Here is a 15,831-nt window from a genome sequence, read left to right on the forward strand (position 1 = left end):
GGGAGAAAGAAATGAAAGTATTACGCAAGATTATTGAAATAGATGAAACATTATGCGACGGCTGCGGCCAGTGTGTGCCGGCCTGCGAAGAAGGGGCCATCCAGATTATTGACGGCAAAGCAAGAGTGGTGGCGGAAAAATACTGCGACGGCTTGGGGGCCTGCCTCGGGGAATGTCCCCAGGGGGCGATTTCCATTGTCGAACGGGTTGCCGAAGATTTTGACCCCGAAGCGGTGGAAGCTTATCTGGAAACCCTGGATCAGCATCCGCAGCCGGTGAGGCAAACGTTAGCCTGTGGCTGCCCCTCGACCCATCTGCAGACCTTTGAACCAAAAACCAGCTGCCAGGCCGCCAACCAGCCGCAAAGTCAGACAGCCGGCCACTCAGCCCTCGGCCACTGGCCGATACAGATCAAACTGATCCCGCCCCACGCACCTTTTTTGCAACAAGCCGATCTGCTGGTATTGGCCGATTGCGCCGCCGTTGCCTATGCCGCCCTGCACCAGGAGCTGCTCAAAGGCCGGGTGGTAATGATGGGCTGCCCCAAATTTGATGACGTTCCCGAATACGTGGAAAAATTCACTGAGATTTTCCGGAAAAACGACATTAACAGTGTTACCGCGGTCACCATGGAAGTTCCCTGCTGTTCGGGCCTGCCGATGATGGTCAAAAACGGCATGGCAGCTGCCGGCAAAAAACTGCCGGTCACGATGCTGGTCATCGGCACCAACGGCACCCTGATGAAGAAGGAAGTCTTGTAACCCAACAAGGCATTGAGGCTGCTTCCCCAGTCTGGCAAAGCCAAGCACCTGCTTTCGCTTTATTTACCCTTCAGTTTGCGCTATAGTTGCCGATATAGTAAGATGAATAAGGCAAAGCAGAAGATGGGGGAGACGTTTGCTTATCAAGCGCAAAAGCATTGTCGGCCTGGTGTCAGCGGCCATGGTTCTTCTTATCAGCCTGGCAATCGGCAGCCTCGGTTACCTGCTGATCAAGGGGAAATATGACCGTTTTAACCGGGAGATTGTCACCTTTCAGCATGAGTTTGCCGCTCAACAGAAAACCGAATTAAAAAATCAGGTTGAGCAGGCGATTGAATTCATCGACTACAACCTTTCACAAACGCAGTCAAGAGGCCGTCAGCTCATTAAAGAACGGGTCTATGAAGCCCACCAGATCGCCACCGCCATTTACGAAACCTACAAAACTCGCTATAGTGCCCCCCAGATCCAAGAGATGATTATTACCGCCTTGCGGCCGATTCGATTTAACGACGGCCGGGGATACTATTTCATTCTTAATGACCAGGGGGTTTTCCTATCAGATCCCAACTTGCCGGAGGTGGAAGGGAAGAAACTTGCTGACCTAGGCGCCTACGGCAATGAGGATTTCATGGCGGCATTCTCCCGGATTGTCGGCACTGACAGCGAAGGCTTCGGCACCTACCACTTTCATCAACCGGGGCACAACCCTAAGAAACAATGTCATAAGATATCGTTCATCAAATATTTCTCCCCTTATGGCTGGTACTTGGGCAGCGGTGAATACCTTGACCACCTGGAGGAATCGATCCAGAAGCAGGTTGCCGACTATCTCAACATCCACCGTTTCGGGGTTGACAACCAGAATTATGTTTTCGTTATCAAACTGCTCACTATTGCCGGCGGCAAAAATTTCGGCATCATGTACGCCAACGCCAGCCGGCCGGACCTGGTGGGTAAACCCATCTCCGATGACTACCCCGATGCGAAAGGAAAACTTTTTCGCCAAGAGTTTCTGCAGGGGCTGAGAGATAAGGGTGAATGTTATGTCACCTACTGGTATAAGACCATCGATAGTGAAAAACCCCTGCCGAAAACCTCCTTCTTCAAACTTGATCAAAAGGCCAACCTGATTGTTGCCGCCGGCGCCTACCATCCGGATATGGAAAAGATCATTGCCGGTAAAAGGCAGGAGCTGGCAGCCATGGTAAAACAGGATATTGTGCGGATATCGTTGATCCTGACAGCAATTTTCCTTACCCTGATGACTATTGCCCACCTGATCACCCGCAAAATCCGCCAGGAATTTGCCGTGTTCACCTCTTTCTTCTCCAGGGCGGCCAGCAAGGATGAGAAAATTGCCAACCAGAATCTGTCCCTGCTGGAGTTCGAAACCCTGGCAACAGCGGCTAACCAGATGGTCGATGAACGCCGGCAGATTTTTGCTTCACTCAAAGATAGCGAAGAAAAATTCCGCGCCCTTGCCGACACCAGTCCATCGCCCATCTTCATCTACCAAGGGGAGCACTTCACCTATGTAAATCCTGCCACTTCACAGCTTACCGGCTATCCCCATGATGAATTGATGCAGATGAAACCGTGGGAGGTTGCCCATCCTGACATGCTCGATATGGTTCGGGAACGCGCCCAAAATCGGCTGGTGGGCGAAGATGTTATCACGCGCTATCCGATGAAGCTGCTGACCAAAGACGGTCAAATAAAGTGGATCGACTATACCGCTGCTCCCCTTATCTACCAGGGCAATCCGGCGGTCATCGGCAACGCTGCCGATATCACTGAAAGGGTGAAGGTCAAAGATGCCCTGCAGGCCGAAAAGGAACGCCTTTCGGTCATTTTGCGCAGCATCAATGACGGCCTCATTGTCACTGACCTTGAAGGCCGCATTACGATGATCAATCAGGTGGCTGAACACCTCACCGGTTGGCCCCAGGCAATGGCAGTGAATCGGCCGCTGGCAGACATTTTTTCCCTGGTCAATGAAAAAACCGGCATACCACTCCCTGACCCGGCAAGCCAGCTGCAGGAAACCGGCATCGTCAGTCAACAGAAAATCCAGGGGATGCTCATCTCCCGGAACGGCCAGGAAAAAATTATTGATTCAAGTGCCGCCCCACTGCGTGATCAAACCAGTACCATCATTGGCATCGTCATCGTTTTCAGGGATATCACCGAAAAAATTCAAAGCTGGCAAACCCTGCAAACGGCAAAAAACCTTGAATCCGTCGGTCTGCTGGCTGGCGGCATCGCCCATGATTTCAACAATCTGCTCACCTCCATTTATGGCAATATCTCGCTGGCTAAAATGTCGTGTCCGGCCGAAAACAAGGCGACCATTTTTCTCGAAAAGACCGAACGGTCGCTCTCCCGGGCAACAGCCTTAACGAAGCAGCTGCTGACCTTTGCCAGGGGCGGTGCACCGGTCAAACAGATTGTTGATGTCAGATCACTGATAAAAGAAACCGCTGAATTCTGCCTGCGAGGGTCGCGCAGCAGGTTGCAACTGGAATTGCCCGATAATCTCTGGCCTACGGAGGTGGATCCTGACCAGTTCAGTCAGATTATCAACAACCTGGTTTTCAATGCCAACCAGTCAATGCCCGAAGGAGGTCGCTTAACCATCAGTGCTGCCAACCTCATCATCGAGGCCGCCAACATCTACGGTCTGGCGGCCGGCAAGTACATCCAGGTGCGGGTTGCCGATCAGGGAATCGGCATCCCCAAAGAGCACCTGGGGAAAATTTTTACGCCCTACTTCACCACCAAACAGGAAGGCAGCGGTTTGGGACTGGCAACCATCTATTCGATTATCAAAAACCATTACGGCCATATAACCGTGGACTCAAAAATTGGCGAGGGGTCAACCTTCACCCTCTTTGTGCCGGCCGCAAACCAACAACCAGAAGGAATTAGGGAATCACAGGATGCCATCCTCCAGCCAGCCTCCGGCAGAATCCTGATTATGGATGATGACCAGATAATCCAGGAAGTCGGCGGTGAAATGCTTCAACTCCTGGGATATAGCGTCGATTATGCTGACGACGGTCAGCAGGCAGTGGGAAAGTACCGGCAGTCATTGGCAGATGGTTCACCCTTTGATCTGGTGATCATGGACCTGACAATTCCCGGAGGCATGGGCGGCAAAGAAGCCATTGCTGCCCTGCTGGACATTGATCCCCATGCCAAGGCGATCGTCAGCAGCGGCTATTCGCAGGATGATGTGATGGCAAACTTCAAGGATTATGGTTTTCAAGGGGTTGTGGCAAAGCCCTATATCATCAGTGAACTGGCCAAGGTGGTCCAGGCGGTCATCAACGATGGCAAAGGCAATAGCCCTAACCAACCGGGGCTGACATGAACAATGACAGCCTAATCAGCTGTTTTTTACACATGTAGTAACCATATCTACAGGAATAAGCATGTTTACCTATGAGACCATCACCTACCGACTGCTGGTTGCCTGCCTCTGCGGTGCCCTCATCGGCATTGAACGGGAGCGACATGGCCGGGCTGCCGGCCTGAGAACCCATTTCATGGTCGCATTAGGTTCCGCAACCATTATGATCATGTCACTGATGATTCTGGACCTGCACAAGGCTTCTGCCAACAGCAGCATTCTCCGTATCGACCCCGGCCGGATTGCCGCCCAGGTCATCACCGGCATCGGCTTTCTCGGCGCCGGGGCAATCATCCACACCAAACGCCTGATCAGCGGCTTGACGACGGCCGCATGTCTCTGGGTGGCAGCCAGCATTGGTCTGGCGGCAGGCATGGGACACTTTTTCCTCGCCGGCATGGCAACTGTTTTAAGCCTGTTCAGCCTTTACCTGCTGAAGGGGTTTGAGCACCTCATCCCCAAGGACCGCTACCATACCATTGAGCTCACCTGCCACTACCACCCGCAGCTGCTTGAAGTCATCGAAAACATGATGGCCGCCCACCAGATTAAAATCATCTCTTTCGGCTACAGCCATGACATGGAAAACAATCTGCTGGTGGTCACCATTGAAATCCGCCTCACCCAGACCCGGTTGCCACAGGGACTCCTGGACCAGCTGCACGAAGACAACCATATCCTGAAAGTTGTCTGGCAGTAGGAAACGACGACAGCCGTCCCTTCGCGGTTCTTCCCATCATCAAAGGTAATGATCAGCTGACGTTGTCAGCGCCCTTTCCTCATCGCAAGCTCTCCTCGGCACACTGCGGAAAAATATTTGACAAAAAACATCAAGTTTATTATGTTTATTACAATAGAAAGATCAAAGGTGCGGGGTTGTGTCCGCCCTGCCCGCCCACAGGCGATAAGGGAGAAAATCACCATGAAGATTGCCAACACGCTCACGGAACTGACCGGCAACACCCCCTTGGTCCGGCTGGGGACCCTGTCCGGGGAATGCGGTGCTCAGATCATTGCCAAACTGGAGTCCTTCAATCCCCTTTCCTGCGTCAAAGACCGCATCGCGGTGGCCATGATCGATGCCGCCGAACAGAGCGGCGGTTTGCAACCCGGCGGGCTGATAGTTGAACCCACCAGTGGCAACACCGGCATCGGCCTGGCTTTTGTCGCCGCCGCCCGGGGTTACCGGCTCATCCTGACCATGCCGGATACCATGAGTATTGAACGACGTCAGCTGCTGGTCACCCTTGGGGCTGAAGTCATCCTCACCCCGGGAGCCCAGGGGATGCAGGGAGCGGTAACCAGGGCTGAAGAAATCCACCGGCAGCAGCCGGGCAGCATCATGCCGCAACAATTTCTCAACCCGGCCAACCCGGAAATTCACCGTCAGACAACAGCGCTGGAAATCTGGCGTGATACGGAAGGCCAGCTTGATATCCTGGTGGCCGGCGTCGGCACCGGGGGTACGATCACCGGCTGCGGTGAAGTGCTGAAGGAAAAAAATCCAGCCATCCAGATCATTGCCGTTGAACCGGAAGAATCTGCGGTCCTGTCCGGCAACCCCCCGGGAGCTCACCGAATCCAGGGAATTGGTGCCGGTTTCGTACCCCAGGTATTAAACCGCGAGCTTCTCGATGAGATCGTCCAGATTTCCTCCGATGAGGCGGCCGGCATGACCAGGAAACTGGCCCGCACCGAGGGAATCCTGGCGGGGATTTCGTCCGGTGCCGCTGCCCTGGCTGCCTTACGGATTGGCAAGCGGCCGGAAAACCGGGGAAAAATGATTGTCACCATCTTTCCTGATACCGGTGAACGCTACCTGTCCACCTGGATTTTCACCGAATCATAGGGACATTGCTAAATCTTTTTTGGACAAGATTTACAAGATATGATAGTTTTTCCCCAGAACCATCACTTATTTTTTGGAGAGCAAAACTATGTGGGAATACACCGATAAAGTGAGAGAACACTTCCTCAACCCTAAGAATGTCGGGGAGATTGAACATCCGGATGGCGTCGGCGACGTGGGTTCCATTGCCTGCGGTGATGCCCTGCATCTGACCTTTAAACTGGATGATCAGGGTCGGATAGCTGATGCCAAATTCAAAACCTTTGGCTGTGCCAGTGCCATCGCTTCCGCCTCGGCGCTCACCGAGTTGATCAAGGGGAAGACCCTGGAAGAAGCGGAAAAGATCACCAACCAGGAAATTGCCAACTACCTGGGCGGCCTGCCAAAGGAAAAAATGCACTGCTCGGTCATGGGCCAGGAAGCCCTGGAACAGGCGATTGCTTCTTATCGTGGAACCCCCACTAAGGAGGTTGAAGGTACGGTTGTCTGTGAGTGCTTCGGGGTAACCGACCTGGAAATTGAGCGGGCGGTGCGGGAAAACAGCCTGAAATCCGTTGAGGATGTCACCAACTACACCAAGGCCGGCGGCGGCTGTGAACGCTGCCATGGGGCAATTCTGGAGCTGATTGCCAAAATCCAGGGGGAGACGGTTCCTGAAGCGCCAAAGCCGCTCACCAATATCCAGAAAATCAAATTGATTGAAGAAACCATTGAACGGGAGATCCGCCCTTCTCTCCGGCAGGATGGCGGCAACATCGAGCTGGTGGATGTCATCGGCAACCGGGTTCAGGTGGCCACTCGGGGGGCCTGCGCCTCCTGCCCTTCAGCACCAATCACCATGAAAAATCTGGTGGAAGCTAAATTGCGTGAGTTTGTCTCTCCGGATCTGGTGGTTGAGGAGGTTTCCTCATGACTCCGGTCTATGTCGACAACAACGCCACCACCCAGGTCGCCCCGGAAGTTTTGGCAACCATGCTGCCCTATTTTCGTGAATACTACGGCAACCCTTCCAGCATGCATAATTTTGGCGGCCAGGTTGGGCCAAAGGTTCGCCAGGCCCGACAGCAGGTGGCCGAGCTCATCGGCGCTGCAGCCGACGAAATCATCTTTACCAGCTGCGGCTCCGAAAGTGACAACACCGCCATTCGATCGGCCCTCTCCTGCTATCCTGAACGGCGCCACATCGTCATCAGCCGGGTGGAACACCCGGCTATCAGATCATTGGGTACCACCCTGGCCAAGCAGGGCTACCGAGTCACTGAAATACCGGTTGACAGCCGCGGGCACCTGGATATGGCGCGACTGCAGGAAAGCCTGACCCCTGATACAGCCATTGTTTCCATCATGTGGGCCAATAATGAAACCGGAGTGATCTTTCCCATCGAAGAGATTGCCGAGCTGGTTCATCGCCAGGGGATCATGTTCCATACCGATGCCGTCCAGGCGGTGGGTAAAATCCCCATCAACCTGCGCCAGACTCCCATTGACATGCTTTCCCTTTCCGGACACAAGCTCCATGCTCCCAAGGGAACCGGGGCCCTCTACGTTCGCAAGGGGACAAAGTTCTCCCCCTTCCTGATTGGCGGCCACCAGGAACGGGGCCGGCGGGCCGGAACCGAAAATGTTCCAGGCATTATCGGCCTGGGCAGGGGATGTCAGCTGGCGGCTGATAACCTTGAGCGGGAAAACACCTTCGTCAGGGAACTGCGTGATCACCTGGAGCATGAGCTCCTGCGCCTGGTTCCCAACGCGGTCGTCAATGGCGACCACGATCAGCGGCTGCCGAACACCAGCAATATCAGCTTCGAGTTTGTCGAGGGAGAGAGCATCCTGCTGATGCTTAATGAGTTCAATATCTGCGCCTCTTCAGGATCAGCCTGCACCTCCGGCTCGCTGGAACCATCCCATGTCATCCGCGCCATGGGGGTTCCTTTTACCATGGCCCACGGCTCCATCCGTTTTAGCCTCAGCGTCTACAATACCCGGGAAGAAATTGATTTCATCATTGACAAGCTGCCGCCGATTATTGAACGGTTACGCCTCATGTCACCTTTCGGCAATTCCGGGGTAAAAGCCTGCACCTGTCAATAAACACCGGATGACAGATCCCCACGATCTGGGAAGGGGTAAAGAGTATGAACGACGTTTCCACTCCGGAGCAGTGCATCAACCGGCTGGAGATCTCCGGCCAGTACCGTCAGGAGATCCCGGCGGTTGTCGAGCAGCTGGTGGAAACCTGCAAAAGCGGGGAGTGCTATGAACACCTGGCTCCGGAACCGATTCCTTCCCGCGAGGCGACCATCGCCATCATCCACCAAACCAGAAAAATCCTCTTCCCCGGCTATTTTACCCGCTTGCGGATCGACCCGGTCAATATCGAGTATTACCTTGGCCAGGAAGTATCCACCCTCCACGAGATGCTCACCGAGCAGATTATCCTGGCGGTACGGCACAACTGCCTCCGCTACCATGAATCGTGCAGTCAATGCGAGGTCCGCGGCCACGAAGCTGCCCTGGCCTTTGTCCGGGAGCTTCCCCAGCTGCGGACCATGCTGGCTGAAGATGTGCGGGCGTCCATGGAAGGCGACCCGGCGGCCCAGAGCATCGATGAAGTGATTTTCAGCTATCCGGGACTGTTTGCGATCACCATCTATCGTCTGGCCCACCTGCTGCGCCATCTTGACGTTCCCCTGCTGCCGCGGATGATGACTGAATATGCCCACAGCAAAACCGGCATCGACATCAATCCTGGTGCCCATATCGGCGACTATTTTTTCATCGACCACGGTACCGGCATCGTCATCGGCGAAACCACGACAATCGGCAGCCGGGTAAGAATCTACCAGGGGGTCACCCTGGGAGCCCTGTCACTGCCAAAAGATGCCGGCATCAGCCTGCGCAATCAGAAGCGCCACCCCACCATTGAAGACGATGTCATCATCTATTCAGGCGCCACCATCCTGGGAGGGGAGACGGTCATTGGTGCCCGCTCGGTCATTGGCGGCAACGTCTGGATCACCCAGTCCGTCCCTCCGGACACCAAGGTGCTGCTGAAAAATCCTGAGTTGGTTCACTGTACCAATGACAGCTGAGCAGCGGCCGCCAACCCTCTCCAACCATCACTGACTGCTTCTTCGCCCCTGTTTGACATCCACACCAGCCGGGCTATACTACCTTCTATACCGTCATGGTGCTGATTTTTTCAAAACCTTGACTTAGATCAATGTTTTAGTTTGGCTACTGTGTCAACTGTAGCAGGAGTCGGAAGGCCCCCCCCAACCTCATTCACCCGGAGATTTACTATGCCGTTGCCCGGAAATCTGCTGACCACGGCGATGGCCGTTATGCCCCACACCGATATCGATCAGGCGCTCAAGCTGGCCCTCTCGCTGGACATTCCCTTCTGGCCCCAGCTGCCGCTCTATAACTACTATGAAGACATGTATGTCCAGGCGGCGGAACATTTTCCCGGCATCATTCTTGACTTGGAAAAGCATACCCTCAGATTCTCGACCGAGAAGTTCATCAACGAACTGGAAGAAACGTTAAACCACTTTGATGAACCGGACTATTTTGATGTCAGCAAACAGTATTCCGCCGTTTACAACAAATTTCTTTCCCTTGACCTTGCCGGCTACCCGGCCATCCGCGGCCAGCTGGAAGGGCCGGTAAGTTTCGGTTTTTTTGTCAAGGATGAAAACGACCGGCCGATTCTGTTCAACGATACCGTCCGCCCTTTTCTCTTTGAATTCATGTCCAAACGGGTCAATGTCCAGCTGAACCGCCTGCAGCAGAAAAACCCCAACGCCTTCATGTTCATTGATGAACCGGGGCTCCAGTTTCTCTTCAGCGCCCTCTCCGGCTACAGCGACGTGCTTGCCCGGGAAGATATCGACAACCTGTTTGCCATGATCGAACGGCCCCGGGGCATCCACTTATGCGGCAACCCCGACTGGGATTTTCTCCTCGGCTTTGACATGGATATCGTTTCCATCGATCTCTATACCAACGCCAAGGTGCTGCCCCTCTACACCAACGCGATTATCAATTTCCTCAAGCGGGGCGGCCTCATCGTCTGGGGAATCGTGCCCACCAACATCGAACCTTTTAAGAAAGAAACCCTTGCCAGCCTGGTCAACCTGCTGGAAAGCACCTGGCAGGGACTCTATGACCAGGGCCTTGACCGGGAATTCCTACTTTCCAGAAGCCTCATATCACCGGCGACCTGCTGCCTGGTAAATCCGGACAAAGAAAAAACGGTGGAAAAAGCGTTTATGCTGACCAGAGAGCTTTCCGATCACCTGCGCACGGCCTACAAGCTGTCATAAATAACTTCAGGTATATTCGATGGCAAGAAAGGAGGGCAAAAAAGGAGGAGCAACCAATAGATCAGGTAGAGGAACAACAATAGTGTAGGGAGGAAAAAGGAGAAGAGGTATGAACTACAAAAAAAATTTATGTCTCACGGTTGCCGCTGCCCTGGGTCTGGTCTTGATTCTCAGCAGCCCGGTCATGGCCGCGGAAGAGATATGCATTGCCTGCCATGAAAAAGTTTCTCCGGGGCAGGTGGCCGACTGGCGGACCAGCAGACATGCGGGGGAAGATGTCACCTGTTCAACCTGTCACGGTGACAAGCATCAGAATGCCGATGACGGTCATCTTGCCCAACTGCCCAGTGAACAGGTCTGTGCCGAATGTCATGAAGAACAGTTCGGGCAGTTTTCCCATGGCAAGCACAATTTTGGCTGGACATCCCTGAATGCCATGCCCATTACCCACGTGGAGCCGGATGAACTGATGGAAGGCGGCCGAGGCTGCGGCGGCTGCCACAACATGGGCATCAAGAGCGACGCCCAGAAGCAGGAGCAGCTGGACAAAGGCTACCGTTACCAGAACAACTCCTGTGACGAGTGCCACACCCGCCACAGCTTCTCAAAAAAGGAAGCCCAGGATCCCCGGGCTTGTCAGCAATGTCACATGGGCTACGACCATCCCCAGTGGGAGATGTGGAGCAGCTCAAAACATGGTTCCCGCTGGTTTGCCAAAGAAGCAGGCCGCTTGGATAAAAACGCCCCGGCGCCCACCTGCCAAAACTGCCACATGCCGGATGGCAACCACAATAACCATACCGCCTGGGGTTTTCTTGGCGTCCGCCTGCCGCTGCCCAAAGATAGACAGTGGGCCGCAGACCAGGTAACTATCCTCAAAGCCTTGGGGGTCTTGAACCCCGAAACCGGCGAACCCACCGTTCGACTCGAAGCGGTTAAAGCGGTTGACCTGGCCCGTCTGACCCAGGAAGCCTGGGAAACCGAGCGGGAAAAGATGATCAAAACCTGCACCCAGTGCCATGCAGAGCAGTATGCCCGCCGGCAATTGGAGATGGGTGACACCATGCTGATGAAAGCCGACCGGCTGTTGGCTGAAGCCATTGAAGTCGTTGCCGGGCTCTACAAGGACGGCACTATCAAGAAACATGACAACTATGCCTTTGCCTACCCTGACTTCCTCTATTTCATGCGGACCGGCGGCGGCAACCTGGACCAAGCAACCTTCATTGAGCAGGTGTTGTTTCAGATGTACATGAAACACCGGATGCGCACCTACCAGGCTCATTTCCACGTCAATCCCGACTATGCCTACTGGTACGGCTGGGCAATGATGACCAAGGATCTGGTGGAAATCAAGGAACTGGCCCATACCATGCGCGCCACCCATAAATAAGGCCACCTTATCCAAGAGGGCGCCCCCGCCCAAGAGGGCGCCCCCGCCCAAGGGGCGCCCTCTCTTTATCCGCAGGCCATAATCCCGGTAGTGGAGACCTGATGGATGAAAAAACGTTCCCCAAACAATCCTCTTCTGATAAAATGATACCGTCTCTACTTCCGAGAAAACAATTGTCGTTATTGCTACCTTTTATGAAGCTACCATTCTTGAGGTTGGAGCGTGGTTCAAAGCGGTTTCGGGCGCCTGGTAAATCACCCGGATGGTGATTCACGGCGGACGCCTCGTAGCCGGCCAAGGATGGCCGGGGAGAATGAGCGTGAGCTATGCTCCAACATCAAGGACAACCATTTTTTCCTTAGATCGGGCCACGCAAGCGGTCTGCGGACACTTTTTTTAGCAGGGAAACTATCGATGGCCGAAAAAATCCGCATTCTTTTCCTGTGCACCGGCAACTCCTGTCGCAGTCAGATGGCGGAAGCCTGGACTCGGCAGCTGAAGGGGGCTCTTATCAATCCTTATTCCGCCGGCATCCTGAAACATGGCCTCAACCCCGACGCGGTCACCGTCATGAGGGAAGCAGGCATCGACATCTCCGGCTACCGGAGCAAGACCGTCAGCGAGCTTCCCGCCGATCTCACCTTCCACTATGTTATAACCCTGTGCGACAATGCGGCTGAAACCTGTCCGTTTTTCCCGGCGGAAACCGCCGTCATGCACCGCGGCTTCGATGATCCGCCACAGCTTGCCCGTGGTGCCGCGACAACAGAAGAGCGTCTGGCACCCTACCGGCGGGTAAGGGATGAGATAAAGGCCTTCATCCTGACACTTCCCCCAGCCCTCAGCACAACCTGAGTAATCCCCGTGCCACTGCCGCCCGGAAATCACCCCCAAGCACTCCAGGCATGGAATTTCTTTTTGTGCTTTTTTTTTACACATCATGTCAATTCCGGCTTGAATTTTGTGCAAAAAAGTACTATGTAGCAATCAGATACCATACTTTTATGACAGAAAAGACGTGTGGGAAAAACAACCATAGAAAGGGAGGTAGATCATGATCAGAAGAAGATCGCTATTGTTCAGCACAGTCCTGCTGCTTGCCATGGGAATGATGGTGGCGGTACCCGGCAATGCTCTGGCCAAAGAAAAGAAAATCCGCCTTTCTTACAGCATCTTTTTTCCCCCCACCCATGCCCAGTGTAAAGCCGGCGAAGCATGGGCCAAGGAAATCGAAAAAAGAAGTGGTGGCAAAGTAGAGATCATTGTTTATCCCGGTGGCACGCTGACCAAAGCGCCCCAGGTCTACGATGGCGTGGTCAAGGGAATCTCTGACATCGGCATGTCCTGCTTTGCCTACACCCGGGGAAGATTCCCCCTTCTGGAAGGTCTGGATCTGCCAGTCGGATACCCTGACGGCAAGACTGCCACCCGTATTGCCACGGCAATCACCAAAAAATTCAATCCCCAGGAAATCCAGGACACCAAAGTCCTCTATGTCCATGCCCATGGTCCCGGCGTCCTGCACATGAAGAAAAAACCGGTACAGAATCTGGATGATCTCAAAGGAATGAAAATCCGCTCAACCGGACTCAGCGCCAAAATAATCCAGAGCCTCGGCGGACTTCCCGTTGCCATGCCCCAGGGAGACACCTACGAAGCCCTGCAGAAAGGAACCGTTGATGGCACCATCGGCCCCATAGAAGTACTCAAAGGCTGGAAACAGGGTGAAGTGGTGAAGTACAGCACCGATATCCCGGCGATCGGCTATACAACCTCTATGTTTGTGGTTATGAATCTGAATAAATGGCAGGCGCTGCCTGATGATATTAAGCAGATTTTTGACGACGTCAGTGCTGAGTGGGTCGATATCCAGGGAGCTGCCTGGGACGAAGCCGATGCCGCCGGCCGGGCCTACACCCTGGAACGGGGCAACCAGGTCGACGCCCTCACCCCGGATGAAAGCAAACGGTGGGTTGATAAAGTCAAACCGATTCTGGATGACTATGTGGCCAAAACCACTGCCGCCGGCTTGCCCGGTGACAAGGTCCTAGCCGAAATCAAAACCATGCTGCAGTAAGCGGTGTGCCCGGAGCAGCCGCTCAGCTGCTCCGGGCACATGGAAATATCTCCAAACACCTTTGAATAAACAATCATTACGGCACCTCACGTGGATGACTTTTACTGAAAGTGCTGTCTGAGTTTTCTCCTATGCAGAGAATAATTTATTCCATTGTCCGGCTGATGAACTATCTGGCGGCCGCCAGCGTCATGGCTATGACCCTGCTGACGTCAGCCGATGTGGTTCTGCGGCTGTTCAAACACCCCATCCTGGGGACCTACGAACTTGTCGGCCTCCTGGGGGCACTCACCATTGCCTTTGCCATCCCCGCCACCACTCTGGCCAATGGTCATGTGGCGGTGGAGTTTGTCGTTGATAAACTGCCCCGGCGCTTCCAGAACCTGGTAACCGGCGGCACCCACTTGGTGAGCATCGCTCTCTTCGGCCTGATCACCTGGCAATCATACATTTATGCCCGTGATCTGCAAAGCACCGGTGAAGTTACTTTGAGCCTCCAGCTGCCGTTCTATCCGGTGGTCTACGCCATCGCAGCTGCCTGCCTGCTGGTCTGCTGCATCTTGCTTCTCAAGCTGTTCCATGCCGACAGGCAGGGTGTCGTTTCATGAGCCCCTGCGTCATCGGCATCATCGGGCTGGGAGCCTTGATTCTTTTACTGTTTGCCGGCATCCCGGTAGGCTTTGCCATGGCGGTAGTGGGTTTTTGCGGCTTCGTCAAATTGGTCAACCTGGATGCCGCCCTCTCCCTGCTGGCTAAGGACGTTTTTTCCACTTTCAGTTCCTATGGCCTGACGGTTATTCCCCTGTTCATTTTTATGGGTCAGGTCTCTTTCCATGCCGGCATCAGCCGGCGCCTGTATGATACCGCCTATGCCTTCATCGGCCATTTTCGCGGCGGATTAGCCATGGCAACCATTGGTGCCTGCACCGCCTTTGGTGCCATCTGCGGTTCTTCTCCGGCCACCGCAGCCACCATGGCCACCGTTGCCCTGCCGGAAATGAAGCGCTACCAATACGACATGGAACTGGCCACCGGGGCGGTCGCTTCCGGCGGCAGCCTGGGGATGCTGATCCCCCCCAGCGTTGTTTTTATTGTCTACGGCATCATGACCGAGCAGTCGATCGGCAAGCTGTTTATGGCCGGCATCATCCCCGGATTGATTATCGCCGCGCTCTTCTGTGTTGCCATTGCGATTTCCTGCCGCCGCAACCCGGAACTGGGGCCGCCCGGGCCGCCGGCAACCCTGCAGGAAAAGATCCGCTCCCTGAAGGGTACCGGGGAAACCCTGCTGCTTTTTTCCCTGGTCATGGGTGGACTCTTTGTCGGCTTTTTCACCCCCACCGAAGCCGGTGCTGTCGGTGCCCTGTGCAGCCTGCTGGTGGCGGCCATGGGCGGCAAACTGACTTGGAAGAAACTGCTGACCTCACTTTTTGAAACCACCAGGACCGCCTGCATGGTGATGATTATTGTCACCGGCGCCGTTGTCTTTGGCCATTTTCTGGCAGTCACCAGAATTCCCTATGATCTGGCCGGCTGGGTCGCCGGACTGCCCCTGCCCCGCTTCCTGATCATGATGGTCATTATCCTGGTCTACCTGCTCGGCGGCTGTTTTATCGACGCCTTGGCCCTTATCCTGCTGACCGTACCGATCTTTTATCCGGTGATCCTCTCACTGAACTACGACCCGATATGGTTCGGCGTCATTATTGTCCTGGTAACCCAAATGGGGGTGATCTCGCCGCCGGTGGGCATTAATGTCTATGTGGTCAAAGGAGTGGCGCCCGACATCCCCCTGACCACCATCTTCCGCGGCGTCCTGCCGTTTCTGGTGGCCCTGGTTCTGGGAACCATTCTGCTGATTGGCCTGCCGCCGCTGTCGTTGTTCCTCCCCGGCCTGATGCGCTGATCACGGCATCCCCCTTCCTTTTTCATCCCAAACTGGCAATCTTGAGACAAACCCGTTATAGTATGAACCACCTTTATACTATCTTTACACAGGTGATCTATA

The 15,831-nt window shown here is 54.5% G+C and carries 13 protein-coding genes; all 13 read left to right on the plus strand.

Annotated features, from left to right (window positions below; genetic code table 11):
• Positions 1–11 precede the first annotated feature (11 nt).
• The 13 genes from JXO50_03840 to JXO50_03900 all read left to right on the plus strand — a co-directional run bounded on the left by JXO50_03840 (position 12) and on the right by JXO50_03900 (position 15,729).
• Entirely contained in the window at positions 12–761 is a 750-nt protein-coding gene (locus JXO50_03840; GenBank protein ID MBN2332220.1) for a 4Fe-4S binding protein, read from the plus strand.
• Between the two features lie 136 nt (positions 762–897).
• Positions 898–4,137, plus strand: a complete 3,240-nt coding sequence (locus tag JXO50_03845) for a cache domain-containing protein (protein ID MBN2332221.1) — start codon at positions 898–900, stop codon at positions 4,135–4,137.
• Between the two features lie 61 nt (positions 4,138–4,198).
• On the plus strand, positions 4,199–4,876 hold the full coding sequence (locus tag JXO50_03850; GenBank protein ID MBN2332222.1) for an MgtC/SapB family protein: 678 nt from the start codon (positions 4,199–4,201) through the stop codon (positions 4,874–4,876).
• Between the two features lie 222 nt (positions 4,877–5,098).
• Positions 5,099–6,025, plus strand: a complete 927-nt coding sequence (gene cysK, locus JXO50_03855) for a cysteine synthase A (protein MBN2332223.1) — start codon at positions 5,099–5,101, stop codon at positions 6,023–6,025.
• 88 nt (positions 6,026–6,113) lie between these two features.
• Positions 6,114–6,938 carry a Fe-S cluster assembly protein NifU gene (nifU, locus tag JXO50_03860; protein ID MBN2332224.1) on the plus strand — a complete coding sequence of 275 codons (825 nt, stop codon included), beginning with the start codon at positions 6,114–6,116 and terminating at the stop codon, positions 6,936–6,938.
• Positions 6,935–8,116 carry a cysteine desulfurase NifS gene (gene nifS, locus JXO50_03865; GenBank protein ID MBN2332225.1) on the plus strand — a complete coding sequence of 394 codons (1,182 nt, stop codon included), beginning with the start codon at positions 6,935–6,937 and terminating at the stop codon, positions 8,114–8,116. Before nifU ends, nifS begins: the two co-directional genes overlap by 4 nt.
• Before the next feature lie 44 nt (positions 8,117–8,160).
• Positions 8,161–9,117, plus strand: a complete 957-nt coding sequence (locus JXO50_03870; GenBank protein MBN2332226.1) for a serine acetyltransferase — start codon at positions 8,161–8,163, stop codon at positions 9,115–9,117.
• A gap of 210 nt (positions 9,118–9,327) precedes the next feature.
• Positions 9,328–10,353: a hypothetical protein gene (locus JXO50_03875; protein MBN2332227.1), complete on the plus strand. Its 1,026-nt coding sequence runs from the start codon at positions 9,328–9,330 to the stop codon at positions 10,351–10,353.
• 109 nt (positions 10,354–10,462) lie between these two features.
• Positions 10,463–11,746 (plus strand): cytochrome C, encoded by a 1,284-nt coding sequence (locus JXO50_03880; GenBank protein ID MBN2332228.1) that lies wholly within the window; start codon positions 10,463–10,465, stop codon positions 11,744–11,746.
• 414 nt (positions 11,747–12,160) lie between these two features.
• Positions 12,161–12,601 carry an arsenate reductase ArsC gene (locus tag JXO50_03885; protein ID MBN2332229.1) on the plus strand — a complete coding sequence of 147 codons (441 nt, stop codon included), beginning with the start codon at positions 12,161–12,163 and terminating at the stop codon, positions 12,599–12,601.
• Between the two features lie 199 nt (positions 12,602–12,800).
• A complete protein-coding gene (locus tag JXO50_03890) occupies positions 12,801–13,823 on the plus strand; it encodes a TRAP transporter substrate-binding protein (protein MBN2332230.1) in 1,023 nt (340 codons plus the stop codon).
• Between the two features lie 131 nt (positions 13,824–13,954).
• Positions 13,955–14,431, plus strand: a complete 477-nt coding sequence (locus JXO50_03895; protein MBN2332231.1) for a TRAP transporter small permease — start codon at positions 13,955–13,957, stop codon at positions 14,429–14,431.
• On the plus strand, positions 14,428–15,729 hold the full coding sequence (locus tag JXO50_03900) for a TRAP transporter large permease (GenBank protein MBN2332232.1): 1,302 nt from the start codon (positions 14,428–14,430) through the stop codon (positions 15,727–15,729). Before JXO50_03895 ends, JXO50_03900 begins: the two co-directional genes overlap by 4 nt.
• Positions 15,730–15,831 lie beyond the last annotated feature (102 nt).

Origin of the sequence: Candidatus Anaeroferrophillus wilburensis, from assembly GCA_016934315.1 — a bacterium.
Classification (GTDB): domain Bacteria; phylum Desulfobacterota; class Anaeroferrophillalia; order Anaeroferrophillales; family Anaeroferrophillaceae; genus Anaeroferrophillus; species Anaeroferrophillus wilburensis.

Coding starts and splice junctions, on each gene's coding strand:
- JXO50_03840 (MBN2332220.1), top strand. CDS start 12: ATGAAAGTATTACGCAAGATTATTGAAATAGATGAAACATTATGCGAC.
- JXO50_03850 (MBN2332222.1), top strand. CDS start 4,199: ATGTTTACCTATGAGACCATCACCTACCGACTGCTGGTTGCCTGCCTC.
- cysK (MBN2332223.1), top strand. CDS start 5,099: ATGAAGATTGCCAACACGCTCACGGAACTGACCGGCAACACCCCCTTG.
- nifU (MBN2332224.1), top strand. CDS start 6,114: ATGTGGGAATACACCGATAAAGTGAGAGAACACTTCCTCAACCCTAAG.
- nifS (MBN2332225.1), top strand. CDS start 6,935: ATGACTCCGGTCTATGTCGACAACAACGCCACCACCCAGGTCGCCCCG.
- JXO50_03870 (MBN2332226.1), top strand. CDS start 8,161: ATGAACGACGTTTCCACTCCGGAGCAGTGCATCAACCGGCTGGAGATC.
- JXO50_03875 (MBN2332227.1), top strand. CDS start 9,328: ATGCCGTTGCCCGGAAATCTGCTGACCACGGCGATGGCCGTTATGCCC.
- JXO50_03880 (MBN2332228.1), top strand. CDS start 10,463: ATGAACTACAAAAAAAATTTATGTCTCACGGTTGCCGCTGCCCTGGGT.
- JXO50_03885 (MBN2332229.1), top strand. CDS start 12,161: ATGGCCGAAAAAATCCGCATTCTTTTCCTGTGCACCGGCAACTCCTGT.
- JXO50_03890 (MBN2332230.1), top strand. CDS start 12,801: ATGATCAGAAGAAGATCGCTATTGTTCAGCACAGTCCTGCTGCTTGCC.
- JXO50_03895 (MBN2332231.1), top strand. CDS start 13,955: ATGCAGAGAATAATTTATTCCATTGTCCGGCTGATGAACTATCTGGCG.
- JXO50_03900 (MBN2332232.1), top strand. CDS start 14,428: ATGAGCCCCTGCGTCATCGGCATCATCGGGCTGGGAGCCTTGATTCTT.